Annotated in this window: 18 protein-coding genes; 10 read left to right on the top strand and 8 right to left on the bottom strand. The window is 66.8% G+C overall.

The annotated features are described in order from the left end of the window. A partial coding sequence (locus A9W95_RS18620) for a ferredoxin reductase (RefSeq protein WP_067415994.1) occupies nt 1-984 on the top strand: 984 nt, incomplete at its 5' end. A gap of 89 nt (nt 985-1,073) precedes the next feature. Beyond that, nucleotides 1,074-2,369, top strand: a complete 1,296-nt coding sequence (locus tag A9W95_RS18615; protein ID WP_067415992.1) for a fatty acid desaturase — start codon at nt 1,074-1,076, stop codon at nt 2,367-2,369. Here A9W95_RS18615 and A9W95_RS18610 read toward each other — a convergent pair. Continuing rightward, entirely contained in the window at nt 2,358-2,678 is a 321-nt protein-coding gene (locus A9W95_RS18610) for a DUF1330 domain-containing protein (RefSeq protein ID WP_067415989.1), read from the bottom strand. The two genes, A9W95_RS18615 and A9W95_RS18610, sit on opposite strands and share 12 nt — an antisense overlap. Nucleotides 2,679-2,706: 28 nt before the next feature. Between A9W95_RS18610 and A9W95_RS18605 the strand changes: the two genes are divergently transcribed. From A9W95_RS18605 to A9W95_RS18595, 3 genes are all read left to right on the top strand, one after another. Further along, entirely contained in the window at nt 2,707-3,789 is a 1,083-nt protein-coding gene (locus tag A9W95_RS18605; RefSeq protein ID WP_253851699.1) for an AraC family transcriptional regulator, read from the top strand. A gap of 82 nt (nt 3,790-3,871) precedes the next feature. After that, entirely contained in the window at nt 3,872-5,365 is a 1,494-nt protein-coding gene (locus A9W95_RS18600; protein WP_067415985.1) for an NAD(P)/FAD-dependent oxidoreductase, read from the top strand. Further along, nucleotides 5,362-7,062, top strand: a complete 1,701-nt coding sequence (locus A9W95_RS18595; protein ID WP_067415982.1) for a GMC oxidoreductase — start codon at nt 5,362-5,364, stop codon at nt 7,060-7,062. The genes A9W95_RS18600 and A9W95_RS18595 overlap by 4 nt, the downstream gene beginning before the upstream one ends. Here A9W95_RS18595 and A9W95_RS18590 read toward each other — a convergent pair. Together A9W95_RS18590 and A9W95_RS18585 are read right to left on the bottom strand one after the other, a co-directional pair. Then, entirely contained in the window at nt 7,055-7,552 is a 498-nt protein-coding gene (locus A9W95_RS18590; protein WP_067415980.1) for a DUF302 domain-containing protein, read from the bottom strand. The two genes, A9W95_RS18595 and A9W95_RS18590, sit on opposite strands and share 8 nt — an antisense overlap. Beyond that, nucleotides 7,552-8,727, bottom strand: a complete 1,176-nt coding sequence (locus A9W95_RS18585; RefSeq protein WP_067415978.1) for a thiolase family protein — start codon at nt 8,725-8,727, stop codon at nt 7,552-7,554. Before A9W95_RS18585 ends, A9W95_RS18590 begins: the two co-directional genes overlap by 1 nt. An 87-nt stretch (nt 8,728-8,814) precedes the next feature. Here A9W95_RS18585 and A9W95_RS18580 point away from each other — a divergent pair, with 87 nt between their 5' ends. Continuing rightward, entirely contained in the window at nt 8,815-9,288 is a 474-nt protein-coding gene (locus A9W95_RS18580; protein WP_067416000.1) for a helix-turn-helix domain-containing protein, read from the top strand. On the opposite strand, the gene rsgA is transcribed toward A9W95_RS18580, so the two are convergent. Next, nucleotides 9,275-10,255: a ribosome small subunit-dependent GTPase A gene (gene rsgA, locus A9W95_RS18575; RefSeq protein WP_067415975.1), complete on the bottom strand. Its 981-nt coding sequence runs from the start codon at nt 10,253-10,255 to the stop codon at nt 9,275-9,277. The genes A9W95_RS18580 and rsgA overlap by 14 nt on opposite strands. Further along, nucleotides 10,252-11,550: a 3-phosphoshikimate 1-carboxyvinyltransferase gene (aroA, locus tag A9W95_RS18570; RefSeq protein WP_067415972.1), complete on the bottom strand. Its 1,299-nt coding sequence runs from the start codon at nt 11,548-11,550 to the stop codon at nt 10,252-10,254. Before aroA ends, rsgA begins: the two co-directional genes overlap by 4 nt. A gap of 53 nt (nt 11,551-11,603) precedes the next feature. Here aroA and A9W95_RS18565 point away from each other — a divergent pair, with 53 nt between their 5' ends. Further along, the gene (locus tag A9W95_RS18565) at nt 11,604-12,368 is read left to right on the top strand and encodes an SOS response-associated peptidase (protein ID WP_067415969.1); all 765 of its coding nucleotides are present in this window, start codon (nt 11,604-11,606) and stop codon (nt 12,366-12,368) included. Between the two features lie 30 nt (nt 12,369-12,398). On the opposite strand, the gene A9W95_RS18560 is transcribed toward A9W95_RS18565, so the two are convergent. Beyond that, a complete protein-coding gene (locus A9W95_RS18560) occupies nt 12,399-12,887 on the bottom strand; it encodes an aminoacyl-tRNA deacylase (RefSeq protein ID WP_067415966.1) in 489 nt (162 codons plus the stop codon). A gap of 1 nt (nt 12,888) precedes the next feature. Further along, entirely contained in the window at nt 12,889-13,737 is an 849-nt protein-coding gene (locus A9W95_RS18555) for an NAD(P)-dependent oxidoreductase (RefSeq protein ID WP_067415963.1), read from the bottom strand. Between the two features lie 219 nt (nt 13,738-13,956). Here A9W95_RS18555 and A9W95_RS18550 point away from each other — a divergent pair, with 219 nt between their 5' ends. Together A9W95_RS18550 and rsrA are read left to right on the top strand one after the other, a co-directional pair. Next, complete coding sequence (locus A9W95_RS18550) at nt 13,957-14,604, top strand: sigma-70 family RNA polymerase sigma factor (RefSeq protein WP_172826653.1); 648 nt, start codon at nt 13,957-13,959, stop codon at nt 14,602-14,604. Next, nucleotides 14,601-14,903: a mycothiol system anti-sigma-R factor gene (gene rsrA / locus A9W95_RS18545; protein WP_067415957.1), complete on the top strand. Its 303-nt coding sequence runs from the start codon at nt 14,601-14,603 to the stop codon at nt 14,901-14,903. The genes A9W95_RS18550 and rsrA overlap by 4 nt, the downstream gene beginning before the upstream one ends. Before the next feature lie 6 nt (nt 14,904-14,909). Here the strand turns inward: rsrA and A9W95_RS28445 are convergent, their stop codons facing one another. Then, nucleotides 14,910-14,984 (bottom strand): 50S ribosomal protein bL37, encoded by a 75-nt coding sequence (locus A9W95_RS28445; protein ID WP_116645811.1) that lies wholly within the window; start codon nt 14,982-14,984, stop codon nt 14,910-14,912. Between the two features lie 193 nt (nt 14,985-15,177). Here A9W95_RS28445 and A9W95_RS18540 point away from each other — a divergent pair, with 193 nt between their 5' ends. After that, nucleotides 15,178-15,393 carry a biotin/lipoyl-binding carrier protein gene (locus A9W95_RS18540; protein ID WP_067415997.1) on the top strand — a complete coding sequence of 72 codons (216 nt, stop codon included), beginning with the start codon at nt 15,178-15,180 and terminating at the stop codon, nt 15,391-15,393. Nucleotides 15,394-15,471 lie beyond the last annotated feature (78 nt).

Below are 15,471 nucleotides of genomic sequence, written 5' to 3'. Positions count from 1 at the left end.
CTGTGGTCCGCCCGGGAACTGCGCGGGCGAATCCTGCAGGTGCGTCAGGAGACCGAAGACTCGGCCACCCTGGTTATCAAGCCAGGCTGGGGCTTCAGCTTCGACTACCAACCGGGGCAATACATCGGAATAGGGCTCTTGGTCGACGGCCGCTGGCGTTGGCGCTCCTACTCGCTGACCTCGAGCCCGGCCACCACTTCGGGCTCGTCGCGCATCATCACCATCACCGTCAAGGCGATGCCTGAGGGCTTTCTGTCCGCGCACTTGGTGGCCGGCGTCGAACCCGGCACCATCGTGCGACTGGCCGCGCCGCAGGGCAACTTCGTGCTGCCTGACCCGGCGCCGTCATCCATCCTCTTCCTGACCGCCGGCTCCGGCATCACGCCGATCATGTCGATGCTGCGCACGTTGGCGCGCCGCGACCAGATCACCGACATCGCGCACCTGCATTCTTCGCCCACCGCGTCGGATGTGATGTTCCGCGCGGAACTGGCCGCCCTGGCCCAGGAGCACCTGAGCTATCGGCTGGTACTGCGGGAGACGCGCACCCAGGGCCGGTTAGACATGTCCCAGCTCGAGCAGGTGGTCCCGGATTGGCGCGACCGCCAGACCTGGGCCTGCGGGCCGGAAGCCATGCTCAACCAGGCCGAGAAGGTGTGGTCGGCGGCCGGCATCGAGGACCGGCTGCATCTGGAGCGGTTTGCGGTGAGCAAGGCCGCACCGGCAGGAGCCGGCGGTACCGTCACTTTTGCCCGCAGCGGCAAGAGCGTGTCCGCCGACGCGGCGACCTCGGTGATGGATGCCGGGGAAAGTGCCGGTGTTCAGATGCCATTCGGCTGCCGAATGGGTATATGTCAGTCATGCGTGGTGGAGCTGGTCGATGGTCACGTCCGTGACCTGCGCACCGGCCGCGAGCACGACCCGGGCAGTCGCGTCCAGACGTGTGTGACCGCGGCATCGGGCGACTGCGTAGTCAACATCTAAAAGCTACCGGCTGGTAACCTACGAAGTCGTAGGTTACGATAGCGTAGGTATCACAGTCACCGATTGCATAACCGTAGGGAGGCAAGGCGATGGCTATCACCGACGTCGACGTGTTCGCACATTTGACGGACGCCGACATCGAAAACCTGGCAGTTGAGCTCGACGCCATTCGCCAGGACATTGAAGACTCTCGTGGCGAGCGGGACGCTCGCTACATCCGCCGCACCATCGCCGCGCAACGGGCGCTCGAGGTGTGCGGCCGGTTGATGCTGGCCGCCAGCTCGCGTCGCTCGGCATGGTGGGCCGGGTCCGTCACCCTGGGGGTGGCCAAGATCATCGAGAACATGGAGATCGGCCACAATGTCATGCACGGCCAGTGGGACTGGATGAACGACCCCGAGATTCACTCCTCGACGTGGGAGTGGGACATGAGCGGGTCCTCCAAGCATTGGCGCTACACGCACAACTTCGTGCACCACAAGTACACCAACATCCTCGGGATGGACGACGACGTCGGCTACGGCCTGCTGCGCGTGACCCGCGACCAGCGGTGGAAGCGGTTCAACGTGTTCAATTTGGTGTACAACACACTGCTCGCGCTCCTCTTCGAGTGGGGCGTCGGACTGCAGCACGTGGAGATCGGCAAGATCGTCAAGAAGCGGATGGACAACGAGGACGCCCGCGAGCGGATCGACGAGTTCCTGGCCAAAGCCGGCCGGCAGGTGTTCAAGGACTATGTCGCCTTCCCGGCGCTGACCTCGGTGTCGCCCGGCGCGACGTGGCGGTCGACGTTGACGGCCAACGCCACGGCCAACGTGTTCCGCAACATCTGGGCTAACGCCGTCATCTTCTGCGGCCACTTCCCCGACGGCGCGGAGAAGTTCACCAAGACCGACATGATCGGTGAAACCAAGGGGCAGTGGTACCTGCGCCAGATGCTGGGCAGCGCCAACTTCGAGGCCGGACCCGCCCTGCGGTTCATGAGCGGCAATCTGTGCCACCAGATCGAGCACCACCTGTACCCCGACCTGCCGAGCAACCGGTTGCACGAGATCTCTCAGCGCGTCCAGCAGGTCTGCGACAAATACGACCTGCCCTACACCACCGGCTCGTTCCTGATGCAGTACGGCAAGACATGGCGCACGCTGGCCAAGCTTTCGCTGCCGAACAAGTACCTGCGCGACGACGCCGACAACGCCCCCGAGACGCGCAGCGAGCGGATGTTCGCCGAACTCGAGCCGGGATTCGCCGGCACCGACCCGACCACCGGGCGGCGCCGCGGGCTGAAGACCGCGATGGCCACGGTGCGGGGCTGGCGGCGCGACAAGCGGGCCGCCAAGCAAGCCCGGCAGGTGCTCAGGGACGCCGACGGCTTAGCGGCCTAGCACTGGACGTAAGTCGTCCAAGCGGTCCAGTAGGTGCCAGACATAGTTTGACGAGCCGCGTTCCCGGTGGGGATGTAAGTCGGCCAGTTGCGGGTCGTCGCGATAGGAGTCGAAGGCCTCCTTCGATTCCCATTCGACCAGAATCATTACCTGCCGCGGTGCGATGTCGCCGGTCACCGCCTCGCGGAACTGTCCGAGCGCGACGACTCGCCCCCCGTGTGCAGCGACCTGCCGAGGTGCTTCCCGCGCGTACTGCAGGTACTCGTCAGGGTCGGCCACATCGAAAAGGTTCAGGGCGTAGACGGTCACGGTCGCCTACGCTACCTGCGCTGTTTCGTTGGCCATACTGGGATTCGTGCAGGTGTTCGCCGGACAGCAGGTGTCGCATTGGGACTTCCCGCGCAACACCGGCAGCGTCGCGTTGATGACCGAGTTCGGCTGCGCACACGGGGTTGCCGTCGCCGACCTGCTCACCGGCTCCGGTCTGTCCGAGGCTGACCTGCGCGACCCCAACCGAATGATCGTCGGGCGCCAGGAGTTAGCGGTCGTGACCAACCTGGTGAATCTGCTGGGCGACCCGGCCAACCTCGGCGTGCGGGTGGGCGGCAGCTATCACGTCGGATCGTTCGGCATCTTCGGTTTCGCCTGCCTTACTAGTTCGACGCTGGGCGACGCGGTCCGCTTCGCCGCCCGGTTTTACGAGCTCAGTTACGGGTTCTGCCTGCCGACGGTCACCGTCGCGGGGCCAGTGGCGGCGTTGCGGCTGGATTTGCCCGACCTGAGCGGTCCGGTAGCGGACTTCTTGGTGCGACGGGACCTGGCGGCGATCGCCCGCGTCATGTCGGAGTTGGTGGGCAGCCCTGTTCGGTTCACCTCGATCGAATTGGCAAGCCCGGCACCGGCTTCGGGCGACGCGGCGGTCCTCGAGCTGTTCGGTGTGACACCGCGGTACGACGCGCCCGCCAACCTGGCGTCCTGGCCGGCCGTGCTGCTGAACAACCGGCTACCGCAGGCCAGCGCGCTGAGCGTGGCGATGTGCGAGCAGCAATGCGACGCCCTGCTGGAACGCCGACGGCAACGGACCGGCGTCGCCCGGCGGGTGCGGGAACGACTGGCCTCGATCGACGGAAAGCCGCACACCATCGCCAGCGTCGCCAGGCAATTGGCGATGAGCGAGCGGACGCTGCGGCGGCGCCTGGCCGAGGAGAACACCACCTTCCGAGACCTGGTCGAGGAGGTGCACCGCTTCCTCGCTGAGGAATTGTTGGCCACCGGTGCCCTGTCGGTGGAGGACATCGCGTTGCGGCTCGGCTATGCCGAGGCGACGAGCTTCATCGCCGCGTTCAAGCGGTGGACCGGCACGACTCCCGCCCGTTATCAGCGGTCGACCGCGCCGCGGGGGCGATCGCTGCCCGTCTGACGCGCCACTTTGGCCGAAATGATGGATTCAGCGTCCGCAATCGGTTGCCGGTGGCTTGCCATTCGCTCGTAACTTCAAAGCCATGACTGCGATTCGTCGACCCCGGGTAGTGGTGATCGGTGCCGGTTTCGGCGGATTGGCCGCGGCCTATGAGCTGTCCAAGGACGGTCTGGCCGAGGTGACGGTGCTGGAAAAGGCCGACGACATCGGCGGCGTCTGGCGGGAGAACACCTACCCCGGTGCCGCCTGCGACGTCCCGTCCAACCTGTACTCCTACTCGTTCGCCCGCAAGACCGACTGGGGTCGCCGCTACGCCGAACAGCCCGACATCCTCGGCTATATCCACGACACCGCCGACCGGTTGGGCCTGCGTGAGTTGGTGCGCACGGGCGTGGAAGTCGCGTCCGCCTGTTACGACGAGTGCAGCGCCACCTGGCGGGTGACCGCGGCGGGCGGTGAGGTCTTCGAAGCTGACGTGCTGGTGCCCGCCGTGGGTCAGCTGTCGCGCCCTGCGCTGCCGAACATTCCGGGACTGGACACCTTCGCCGGCCCTTCCTTTCACTCGGCGCAGTGGCGCCACGACGTCGACCTCACCGGCAAGCGCGTCGCGGTGCTGGGCACCGGCGCGTCGGCGATCCAGTTCGTGCCCCGGATTCGCCGAACCGCCGGGCACGTCACCGTCTTTCAGCGCTCCGCCCCCTACGTCGTGCCGAAGCTGGACCGCGCCTACACCGACACACACCACGCCGCATTCCAGAAGGTGCCGGGCTTCGCCGCCGCCATGAGGGGTGCCATCTGGGAGACGACCGAACTGCTGGGCTTCGCGCTGACCAAAGCGGCCCCGCTGGCGCGGGTGCTACACACCCTGGCGTTGTCAAACCTCAAGCGCCACATCAAGGATCCGGTGCTGCGGGCCAAGCTCACGCCCGACTATCCGATCGGCTGCAAGCGCGTGCTGTTCAGCAGCGAGTGGTATCCGGCGCTGGCGTGCGACAACGTCTCGGTGGAGACCGACGCGATCACCGAGGTGACGCCGACGGGTGTACGCACCGCGGACGGCCGGCTGCACGAGGTTGACGTCGTCATCTACGGCACCGGCTTCAAGGCCACCGAATTCCTGGCTCCCATGACGATCACCGGCCGCGACGGGCAAGACCTGCATGCACGGTGGGCCGACGGCGCGCGCGCCCACCTCGGCATGGCCGTGCCGGGTTTTCCGAACATGTTCCTGATCTACGGCCCGAACACCAACCTGGGCAGCAGCTCGATCATTTTGATGATGGAGCAGCAGGCCCGCTACATCCGCCAGATCACCGAGCAGCTCGCTCGCGACGGGGTGACGCGGGCGTTCGAGGTAAGGCGGGACGTCGGGCAGGCCTACGACGCGGCCGTTCAGTCCCGCCTGGACAGCGGGGTCTGGACGACGTGCCAGTCCTGGTACCGCACCGCCTCGGGCCGAGTCACCACCAACTGGCCGGGGTTGGTGCACGAATATCAGCGCCGCACTCGCTTCGCGGCCCTTGAGGATTACCACGAAGTTCTTCCCGCCCGCGAAACCACGGAGGTCGGCGCATGACTCGGTTCGACTACGACGTGTTGGTCATTGGATCTGGCTTCGGCGGCAGCGTCACTGCGCTGCGGTTGAGCGAAAAGGGTTACCGCGTCGGCGTTCTCGAGGCGGGCCGACGATTCCGCGACGAGGACTTCGCCAAGAACAGCTGGCATGTCCGCGACTACCTGTTCAAGCCGTCGGTCGGCTGCTACGGCATCCAGCGCATCGACGTCCTTTCTGACGCAGTGGTGCTCAGCGGTGCGGGCGTCGGCGGCGGCTCGCTGGTTTATGCGAACACGCTCTACGAGCCGGACGATCCCTTCTACGCCGACCCGCGATGGAGTGGCATCACCGATTGGAAGGATGAGCTGGCACCCTGCTATGACCAGGCGACGCGGATGCTCGGTGTCGAGACCTACCCGCGGACGACGCCGTCGGACAAGGTGATGCTGCAGATCGCGACCGACCTCGGCGTCGCGGACACCTTCCACGCCACCCGAGTTGGGGTGTGTTTCACCGACGCCGACGGGCAGCAGGCCGCCCCGGGCGCTGCCGTCGGTGACCCCTACTTCGGCGGGGCCGGCCCGGACCGCAACGCGTGCCGGCACTGTGGCGAATGCATGACCGGATGCCGGTACAACGCCAAGAACACCTTGGTCAAGAACTACCTGTATCTCGCCGAACGACTCGGTGCGGTCATACACCCGCTGACCACAGTCGTCGACGTGCGCCCGCGCCCCGGGGGCGGTTACGACGTCGTCACTCGTCGCACCGGCAGCAAGCTGCGTCGGCGCCGGCGTACCTTCACCGCCGAGCACGTAGTGTTCTCGGCTGCCGCGCTGGGCACCCAGCGTCTGCTGCACCGGCTGCGCGACCGGGGCAGCTTGCCGCACGTGTCGCGCAAGCTCGGGGAATTGTCGCGCACCAACTCCGAGGCCATCCTGGCCGTACGCGCCCGCCGCGACGACGTCGACTACTCCGAGGGTGTGGCCATCACATCCTCGATCCACCCGGACAACCACACCCACGTGGAGCCATGCCGCTACGGACATGACTCCAACCTGATGGGGCTGCTCGGTACCGTCCTCGTCGACGGGCTCGACGGTGGCAGGAGGTGGCGGACCGGCCTGAAAGAGCTTGTTACGCAACGCCGCGACTTGCGTCGCCTGCTCAACCCGCGGCGCTGGTCCGAGCAGACAATCCCGCTGCTGGTGATGCAGACCCACGACAACTCGTTGACCACCTACACCCGGCGCTGGTTGTTCGGGCGCCGCATGGTGACTCGTCAGGGCGTGGGGGACCCGAACCCGACCTGGATTCCGGTCGGCCACGAGGTAGCCCGCCGCGCCGCCGAGCACCTCGACGGAATCGCCGGAGGCGCCTGGGCTGACTTGGCGGATATCCCGATGACGGGACATTTCATCGGCGGCTGCGTAATCGGCGAGACGCCGGCCGACGGCGTGGTCGACCCCTACCACCGGATGCACGGCCACCCGGGATTGCACGTGATCGACGGCTCGACGATCACCGCGAATCTGGGTGTGAACCCTTCCTTGACCATCACCGCCCTGGCCGAGCGCGCCACGTCGCTGTGGCCGAACAAGGGGGAGCCGGACCCGCGTCCGCCGCTGGGTTCTCCCTACGTCCGCATCGCTGCAGTGCCGCCGGTCCGCCCGGCCGTTCCGGTGAGCGCACCGGGTGCCTTGCGGGTGGCTAGCTAGCGGTCACCTTGGCGGCCAATGCCGCTAGTTTTTTGTCCAATTCTTTTGCCGCCTCGTGCAATTCAGGATTAGGCTCGATCACCATCAATGACGACGGCTTGACGTAGGTCAAACTGCTGCCGTCGGGGTCGTCGAGCAGCAGCAGCTCTACCGGCGCGAACAGCCCGGCGGACACGTCATGGCGCAACATGGTGATGGCGATCAGCGGGTTACCCAGGATGACGCGCAACGCGGGGCGGTCGATGCCGGCCTTCGCGATCCAGGCGCCGTGGTCAATCAAGGCGAACAGCATGAACCCGCTCGGTCCGACGTGGGATTCGACTTCACGTTGGTAGGAGTCCCAGTCATCATGGCTTTGGGCGATGTTGTTAATCGGCACCGGCTGCCGGCCGATGTCGGCCAGCAGCGCAGCGACCAGTTCGTCGTAGCTCTTGGCGCTGCGGTAGCACACCCGCACACCGTCGAACCGGGTTTCCTGAACCTCGCCCATCAGCCGAGACGCTCGATGATGGTGGCGTTGGCCATGCCGCCGCCCTCGCACATCGTCTGCAGCCCGTACCGGCCGCCGCGCTGTTCAAGCGCGTTGACCAGGGTGGTCATGATCCGAGCACCGCTGGCGCCCAACGGATGACCGATGGCGATAGCGCCGCCGTGGACGTTCGTCTTGGCCAGATCCGCGCCGGTGTCGTGCGCCCAGGCCAGCACCACCGGGGCGAACGCCTCGTTCACCTCGAACAGGTCGATGTCGGCCAGCGTCAAACCGGCTCGGTGCAGAACCCTTTCGGTGGCCGGTATGACCCCGGTCAACATGTAGAGCGGGTCCGAGCCGACCGCCGTCGCGGTGTGGATGCGGGCCAGCGGGCGCAGGCCGTGCCGCTTGGCGAACTCAGCGCTGGTGATCAGCACCGCGGCACTTCCGTCAGACAGCGGCGACGAGTTGCCCGGCGTGATCTCCCAGTTAATCTGCGGGAATCGCGCGGCCATGGCCTCGCTGTAGAACGCCGGCTTGAGGCCGGACAGCGTGTCGACGGTGGTCCCCGGCCGGATGATCTCGTCGGTAGACAAGCCGGCGACCGGGACCAGCTCGTTGTCGAACCACCCCTCTTTGGTTGCCCGGGCAGCCTTCTCGTGGCTGGCCGCGGAGAACTCGTCGAGCTGGGCGCGGGAGAAGCCCCACTTTGCGGCGATGAGTTCAGCGCTGATGCCCTGCGGGACGAGGCCGTCGGGGTAGCGTGCGGCCATGTCGTTGCCGAACGGGTTGCTGCCGGGCAGGACTGAAGTGCCCATCGGGACCCGGCTCATCGATTCCACGCCGCCGGCGATCACCACGTCATAGGCGCCGGCGATGACGCCCTGGGCGGCGAAGCTGATCGCCTGCTGGCTGCTGCCGCACTGCCGGTCGACCGTGGTTCCGGGTACCGACTCCGGGAAGCCCGCTCCCAGCAACGCGTTTCGGGCGATGTTGACGGCCTGGTCACCGACCTGGGTGACGGCACCGGCGATGACATCGTCGATATCCGCCGGATCCACGCCGGTGCGAGAGACCACTTCGCGCAGGCTATGCGCCAGCAGGTCGGCGGGCAGCACGTCGTGCAAGGCGCCGTTGGCCTTGCCTTTTCCGACGGGAGTGCGGACAGCGCCGACGATCACGGCGTCACGGGACATGGCTCCTCCTTGAGCTGAGTATCTATCGCTATACCTAGCTATAACACCTAGGTATACTGAGTGCAACCTAGATGGGAGGTGATGTGGGTGACAATGCTGCAAGGACCGCTGGTGGACCGCGATGCCTGGTCGGCGGTGGGGGAGTGCGCGATCGAGAAGACGATGGCCGTGGTCGGGACCAAGTCGGCCATGCTGATCATGCGGGAGGCCTACTACGGCACCACCCGGTTCGACGACTTCGCCCGGCGGGTGGGCATCACTAAGGCCGCCACCTCGGCGCGGCTGACCGAACTGGTCGACATCGGACTACTGCGGCGCCAGCCCTACCAGGAGCCGGGCCAGCGCAGTCGGGACGAGTATGTGCTCACCGACGCGGGCGTGGAATTCATGCCGGTGGTGTGGGCGATGTTTCAGTGGGGACGACGGCACCTGCCTGGGCGCAACCGGCTGCGGCTGACCCATCTGGGCTGCGGCGCCGAGACCGAGGTGCAGATGCGTTGCACCGAAGGGCATTTGGTGCCTCCGGACGAACTCGGGATGCGGCTGGTCAAGTCTCCCTGAGCACGGCCAGCAGGCGTCGGGCCGCCGTGACCCGGCGCACCGCGGGACCAGACAGGCTGTCCAGCGCGCACTCCGGATCGGCCGGCGGCCCCATGTGTCCACAGCCCCGGGGGCAATCTTCGGTCGCCTCAGCAAGGTCGGAGAAGGCCATCAACACGTCGTCGGGCGAGATGTGGGCCAGGCCGAACGAGCGGATCCCCGGAGTGTCGATCACCCAGCCCGAGTTGTCCAAGGGCAGTGCCACCGACTGCGTCGAGGTGTGTCGCCCGCGCCCGATCTCGGTGACTTCGCCCACTGCCCGATCAGCTTGCGGCACAAGACGATTTACCAGCGTGGACTTGCCCACGCCGGAGTGGCCGAGCAGCACGGTGACCTTGCCCTCGAGCAGGTCGGCCACCGCGAGCAACGGATCGTCGCGGCCGGCGACAATCACCGTCAGATCCAGATCGACAAATTGCTCGGCGAACGGCTCGGGTGGGGCGAGGTCGGTTTTCGTCAGGCACAGGATCGGCGTCAACCCGCCGGCGTAGGCGGCGATCAGCGTGCGGTCGACCAGTCCGGTGCGCGGCGGCGGATCGGCCAGCGCCACCACGATCAGCAGCTGATCGGCGTTGGCGACCACCACTCGTTCGGTGGGGTCGGTGTCATCGGCGGTTCGGCGCAACACCGTTCGGCGCGGTCCGCGTCGCACGATGCGGGCCAGGGTGTCCGCGCGGCCGGACAGGTCACCGACGATGTCGACGTCGTCGCCGACGACGATCGGGGTGCGGCCCAGCTCGCGTGCCCGCATGGCGGTGACGCGCCGGTCGGGCCGGCCGTCGAGCACACATCCCCAGCGGCCTCGATCGACGCTGACCACCATGGCGGCTTCGGCGTCGGCGTGCTCGGGGCGTGTCTTGGTGCGCGGTCGCGAGCCGCGTCCGGAGCGGACTTTGACGTCGGATTCGTCGTAGTCGCCGGGTCTCAACCGCTCGACTCCTGAGGGGCCAGCATGCCCGCCCAGAGGCGCGGAAACTCTGGCAGCGTCTTGGTGGTAGCGCCGATGTCGTCGACTTCGACGCCCGGCACCCGCAAGCCGACGATCGCGCCGGCCATCGCCATGCGGTGGTCGGCGTAGGCGCGCCACACCCCGGGCCCCAACGGGGTCGCGGTGATCAGCAGACCGTCGGTCGTCTCCTCGCAGTTGCCGCCCAGGCGGTTGATCTCGGTGCTCAGCGCGGCGAGCCGGTCGGTTTCATGGCCGCGCAGATGCGCGATCCCGGTGAGCCGTGACACCGCCCCCGGATTGGCCAGCGCCGCCAGCGCGGCGACGGACGGCGTGAGTTCCCCGACCGCACGCAGGTCGACCTCGAATCCGTCGTATCTCCCGGGGCCTTTCAGTGACAGCGACAAATCTTCCTGTCGGACAACGGCATTCATCTTCTGCAGGATCGCCAGGATGTGCTCTGCGGGTTGGACGCTGGTAGCGGGCCAGCCGGTGATGTCCACGGTGCCGCCGGTGACGACGGCGGCGGCCAGGAACGCGACCGCATTGGTCAGGTCGGGCTCGACGTCCCAATGCCGCGCCGTCACCGTGCCGGGCGGCACGTGCCAGCGGTTGGGCGTTTCGGCGTCGACGTCGACGCCGGCTTGGCGCAGCATCGCCACGGTCATTTCGATGTGCGGCGCCGAGGGCAGCGTCGTGCCGGTGTGCTCGACGGTGAGGCCGTTGGTGAACGACGCCCCGGACAGCAGCAGCCCGGAGACGAATTGCGACGACGCCGACGCGTCGACGGCCACGGTGCCGCCGGCCACCGATCCGCTGCCTTGCACTCGGAACGGCAACCGGGTGCCGTCGACGGCGACCCCCAGTTCGCGCAGCGCGTCGAGCAGCGGCGCGATGGGCCGGGCGCGGGCCTGTTCGTCGCCGTCGAAGGTGACCGCTGTCGCGCTCAGTGCTGCCAGTGGCGGGACGAACCGCAGCACGGTACCCGCCAGGCCACAGTCCACGCGGGCGTCGGACCCGGGTTCGATGCGGCCGCTGACCGTCAGGTCGGTATCGGTGCCCTCGACGCTCAAGCCGAGCGTCTGCAGCGCGCCGATCATCAGGTTGGTGTCGCGGCTGCGCAGCGCGCCGCTGACGGTGGACGTACCCGCGCCCTGCGCGGCTGCCAGCGCGGCCAGAACCAGCGTCCGGTTGGTCTGCGACTTGGAGCCGGGAATGGTGACGGTGGCACGTACCGGCCCCGTCGCGAATGGGGCTGCCCAGCGCTCGAAGCTCACCGCTTCATCCTGCCGTGTCGGCGGGTGTCATGGGTATTAGGCACCATGGAGATATGTGTGGACGATTTGCGGTCACCACCGATCCGGCCTTGTTGGCCGAGAAGATCCACGCGATAGACGAAGCCACCGGCGCGGCCTCGGACGTCGCGGGACCCAACTACAACGTGGCCCCTACCGTCAACATCACGACGGTGGTCACCCGTCATAGCGATCCCGACGACGATCCAACGCGGCGGTTGCGCCTGATGCGCTGGGGGCTGCTGCCGCCCTGGGTAAAGGCCGGCCCCGACGGGGCGCCGAACACCAAGGGACCTTTGTTGATCAACGCGCGCGCGGACAAGGTCGCCACCTCGCCGGCGTTCCGGTCCAGCGCCAAGTCGAAGCGGTGTCTGGTGCCGATGGACGGCTGGTACGAGTGGCGAGGCAGCCTGGAAGGCCCGAAGGGCAAGAAGAGTGCCAAAACTCCGTTCTTCATGCACCGCGAGGACGGGGGCCTGATCTGCATGGCCGGGCTGTGGTCTGTGTGGAAACCCGCCAAAGACGCCGAGCCGCTGCTGAGTTGCACGATCATCACCACCGACGCGGTAGGGGAGTTGGCGGGCATCCACGACCGGATGCCGTTGATGTTGTCCGAAGAGGACTGGGACGCCTGGCTGAATCCCGATGCGCCGCTGGACGAGCGGCTGTTGGCCAAGACGCCGGACGTCAGCGGTATCGAGTTGCGGCCGGTGTCGACGCTGGTGAACAGCGTCCGCAACAATGGACCGGAGCTACTCGAACCGGCCGAGCCCGAGCCCGAGCAGATCACCCTGCTGTGACGGCCTGCATGCCCCCGTCCAGTCCTTGAGCTAACTGCGAATGTCGGCAACCACCGCGCCGGTCAACTCGATCAGATCGTGCGGGCCCACCGCCACATCCCAGCCGCGACGGCCGGCGCTGCAGAAGATCCGCTCCCAGCCGAGCGCACTCCCGTCGACCACGGTGGGGAGCGACTTGCGCTGGCCGAACGGCGACACGGCGCCGACGACATAGCCGGTGGCGCGCTGAACGACTGGAGGGTCGGCCATGCTGGCCTTGGGCACGCCTAGTGCCGCGGCGGCCGCCTTCAACGACAGCCGCGCCGAAGCCGGCACCAGCGCGACGGCTAGCCCGCCGGGTATCGCGAGCACCAACGTCTTGAAGATCTGCCCGGGCGCGATGTCGCCGTGTTTGGTCAGCGCTTTGACCGCCTCGACACCGAACGACTGCTCGCGCGGATCGTGGCCGAACTTCAAAACTTCATGCGGCACACCGGCTTTGAGCAACGCCGCGACTGCGGGCGTCGCGGCGCCCGTCACATCAGGGTCCGGAGTACCCGGGCGGGTTGACGCCGTCGACCCAGAAGTCGACGCCGAGCTGCGAACCCGGAATGCAGTCGTACACCGAAAGATCTGTGACGCCGGACTCCACCAGAACGTCCTCGCACAGCAGCATATTGCCGGTGTACTCCTTGGACGGCTTGTTCAGAATGACGTACGCGGCGTCGGCGTACACCTCGGGTTTGCGCGCGCGGCCCATCGCCTCCTCCCCGCCGAGCAGGTTCTGCACGGCGGCAGTGGCGACCAGTGTGCGCGGCCACAGCGTGTTCGAGGCAATGCCCTCATCGCGCATCTCTTCGGCAATGCCCAACGCGCACAACGTCATTCCAAACTTCGCCATCATATAGGCGGTCGGCGTGAGCCACTTGCTCTCCAGCAGCACCGGCGGCGACAGGGTCAGGATGTGCGGGTTTTCTCGCCCCTTGAGGTGCGGGATACACGCTTGCGACACCGCATAGGTGCCGCGCACCTGAATGCCGTTCATCAGATCGAAGCGCTTCATCGGCACGTCGGTGATGGAGCCGAGGTTGATGGCCGAGGCGTTGTTGACACAGATGTCGATGCCGCCGAACTGCTCCACGGTCTTGGCCACCGCCGATTCCACCGACTCCGGGTCACGCACGTCCCCGACGATCGGCAAGGCTTGGCCGCCGGCCTCCTCGAGCTCCTTGGCCGCGGTGTAGACGGTGCCCGGCAGCTTCGGATGGGGCTCGGCGGTCTTGGCGATCAGGGCGATGTTGGCGCCATCCTGGGCAGCGCGTTTGGCGATTGCCAGGCCGATGCCGCGGCTGGCGCCAGAGATGAACATGGTCTTGCCGGAAAGGGACATGGCGTCACATTAACGCCCTGCTCGCGGTGGGTGAACCGGGGGACCGGACGGTCCGGAAATAGTCCGTCGGCGAGTGCTGTTATGTCGTGCGGTTTCTACTGTCGGTTGCAGCCTCTAGATTGGAAGGCGGGGAGTCTGGTGTCAACGGCGACGAGCCTCTTGGGCGAGCAGCGGTTGGCGTCCTGTGACACCGCAACCGAAGGGACCGGGTTAATCGAGATGGCCGACATCGATGGTGTGACCGGGGTGGAGGTTGCCGAACCGAGGCCGCCCGAGACCGACGCGGAGCTGACGGCGCGATTCGAGCGCGACGCGATTCCGCTGCTGGACCAGCTGTACGGCGGCGCGCTGCGCATGACCCGCAATCCCGCCGACGCCGAAGACCTGCTGCAGGAAACCATGGTCAAGGCCTACGCCGGGTTCCGCTCGTTCCGGGAAGGCACCAACCTCAAAGCGTGGCTTTACCGCATTCTGACCAACACCTACATCAACAGCTACCGCAAGAAGCAGCGCCAACCCGCGGAGTATCCGACCGAGGAGATCACCGACTGGCAGCTGGCGTCCAATGCCGAACATTCCTCGACTGGACTGCGGTCCGCAGAGGTCGAGGCGCTGGAAGCGCTGCCCGACACCGAAATCAAAGAGGCGCTGCAGGCGTTGCCGGAAGAATTTCGGATGGCCGTTTATTACGCGGACGTCGAAGGTTTCCCATATAAAGAGATCGCCGAGATCATGGACACGCCGATCGGGACGGTGATGTCCCGGCTGCACCGCGGCCGGCGCCAGCTGCGCGGTCTGCTGTCGGATGTCGCCAAGGATCGGGGCTTTGTTCGCGGCGAGCAGGCGCACGAGGAGGTGTCGTCATGAGTGAGTTCTCCGGCCCATCCGACACTTGCGCGGGCGGGCAGTCACATGCCCATGTCGGCTGCGCCGAGGTGATCGCCGAGGTGTGGACGCTACTCGACGGCGAATGCACGCCCGAGGCGAGGCAAAAGCTGCGCCGGCACCTCGAGGCATGCCCGGGCTGCCTGCAGCACTACGGGCTCGAGGAACGGATCAAGACGTTGATCGCCGCGAAATGCAAGGGCGAAAAAGCCCCGGAGGGGCTGCGCGAGCGGCTGCGGCTCGAGATCAGTCGAACCACCATTATCCGCGGCGGTTCTTAGACCGTCCTAGGCGTTGGGGCGCTTGCCGTGGTTGGCCTTGTTGTGCTTCCGGTCGCGCTTCTTACGGCCACGCTTGGCCATGGGGAACCTCCGTCGTTCGGTCTTCGCAGGGCGGGCCAACGCCCACCAGTTGCTGTCCAGTCTCTCATGGCGGCGACTCGGCGGCCGCAGTAGCCCGCGCGCCTCGGCCCCGCACGGTCTTATGGTTCGATATACACCAGCCTGATGGACCGGCAGTCAGCATGCGCAAGTGGCCGAGACGAGTGGGGTGAAAATGTCCGAGGAGGTTCGCGCCGAGATCGTGGCCAGCGTGCTCGAAGTCGTGGTCAACGAGGGTGACCAGATCGGTCAGGGCGACGTCGTGGTGCTGCTGGAATCGATGAAGATGGAAATCCCGGTGCTGGCCGAGGTCGGCGGCACCGTTAGCAAGGTCAGCGTCGCGGTCGGCGACGTCATCCAGGCCGGCGACCTCATCGCCGTGATCAGCTAGCCCCCGGGCCCGCGTAGTTGCATGTCCACACTCGGTGATCTGCTGGCCGAGCACACGGTGCTGCCAGGCAATGCGGTT

This window comes from Mycobacterium sp. 1423905.2, assembly GCF_001673155.1.
Lineage (GTDB): Bacteria > Actinomycetota > Actinomycetes > Mycobacteriales > Mycobacteriaceae > Mycobacterium.
The sequence above is the reverse complement of the archived record's forward strand: the minus strand, read 5'-3'. Positions and strand labels throughout refer to the sequence as shown.

Excerpts from the sequence above, each read along its gene's own strand:
- A9W95_RS18615 (WP_067415992.1), top strand. The coding sequence starts at position 1,074 with ATGGCTATCACCGACGTCGACGTGTTCGCACATTTGACGGACGCCGAC.
- A9W95_RS18600 (WP_067415985.1), top strand. The coding sequence starts at position 3,872 with ATGACTGCGATTCGTCGACCCCGGGTAGTGGTGATCGGTGCCGGTTTC.
- A9W95_RS18595 (WP_067415982.1), top strand. The coding sequence starts at position 5,362 with ATGACTCGGTTCGACTACGACGTGTTGGTCATTGGATCTGGCTTCGGC.
- A9W95_RS18590 (WP_067415980.1), bottom strand. The coding sequence starts at position 7,552 with ATGGGCGAGGTTCAGGAAACCCGGTTCGACGGTGTGCGGGTGTGCTAC.
- A9W95_RS18585 (WP_067415978.1), bottom strand. The coding sequence starts at position 8,727 with ATGTCCCGTGACGCCGTGATCGTCGGCGCTGTCCGCACTCCCGTCGGA.
- A9W95_RS18565 (WP_067415969.1), top strand. The coding sequence starts at position 11,604 with ATGTGTGGACGATTTGCGGTCACCACCGATCCGGCCTTGTTGGCCGAG.
- A9W95_RS18555 (WP_067415963.1), bottom strand. The coding sequence starts at position 13,737 with ATGTCCCTTTCCGGCAAGACCATGTTCATCTCTGGCGCCAGCCGCGGC.
- A9W95_RS18550 (WP_172826653.1), top strand. The coding sequence starts at position 13,957 with ATGGCCGACATCGATGGTGTGACCGGGGTGGAGGTTGCCGAACCGAGG.
- rsrA (WP_067415957.1), top strand. The coding sequence starts at position 14,601 with ATGAGTGAGTTCTCCGGCCCATCCGACACTTGCGCGGGCGGGCAGTCA.
- A9W95_RS18540 (WP_067415997.1), top strand. The coding sequence starts at position 15,178 with ATGTCCGAGGAGGTTCGCGCCGAGATCGTGGCCAGCGTGCTCGAAGTC.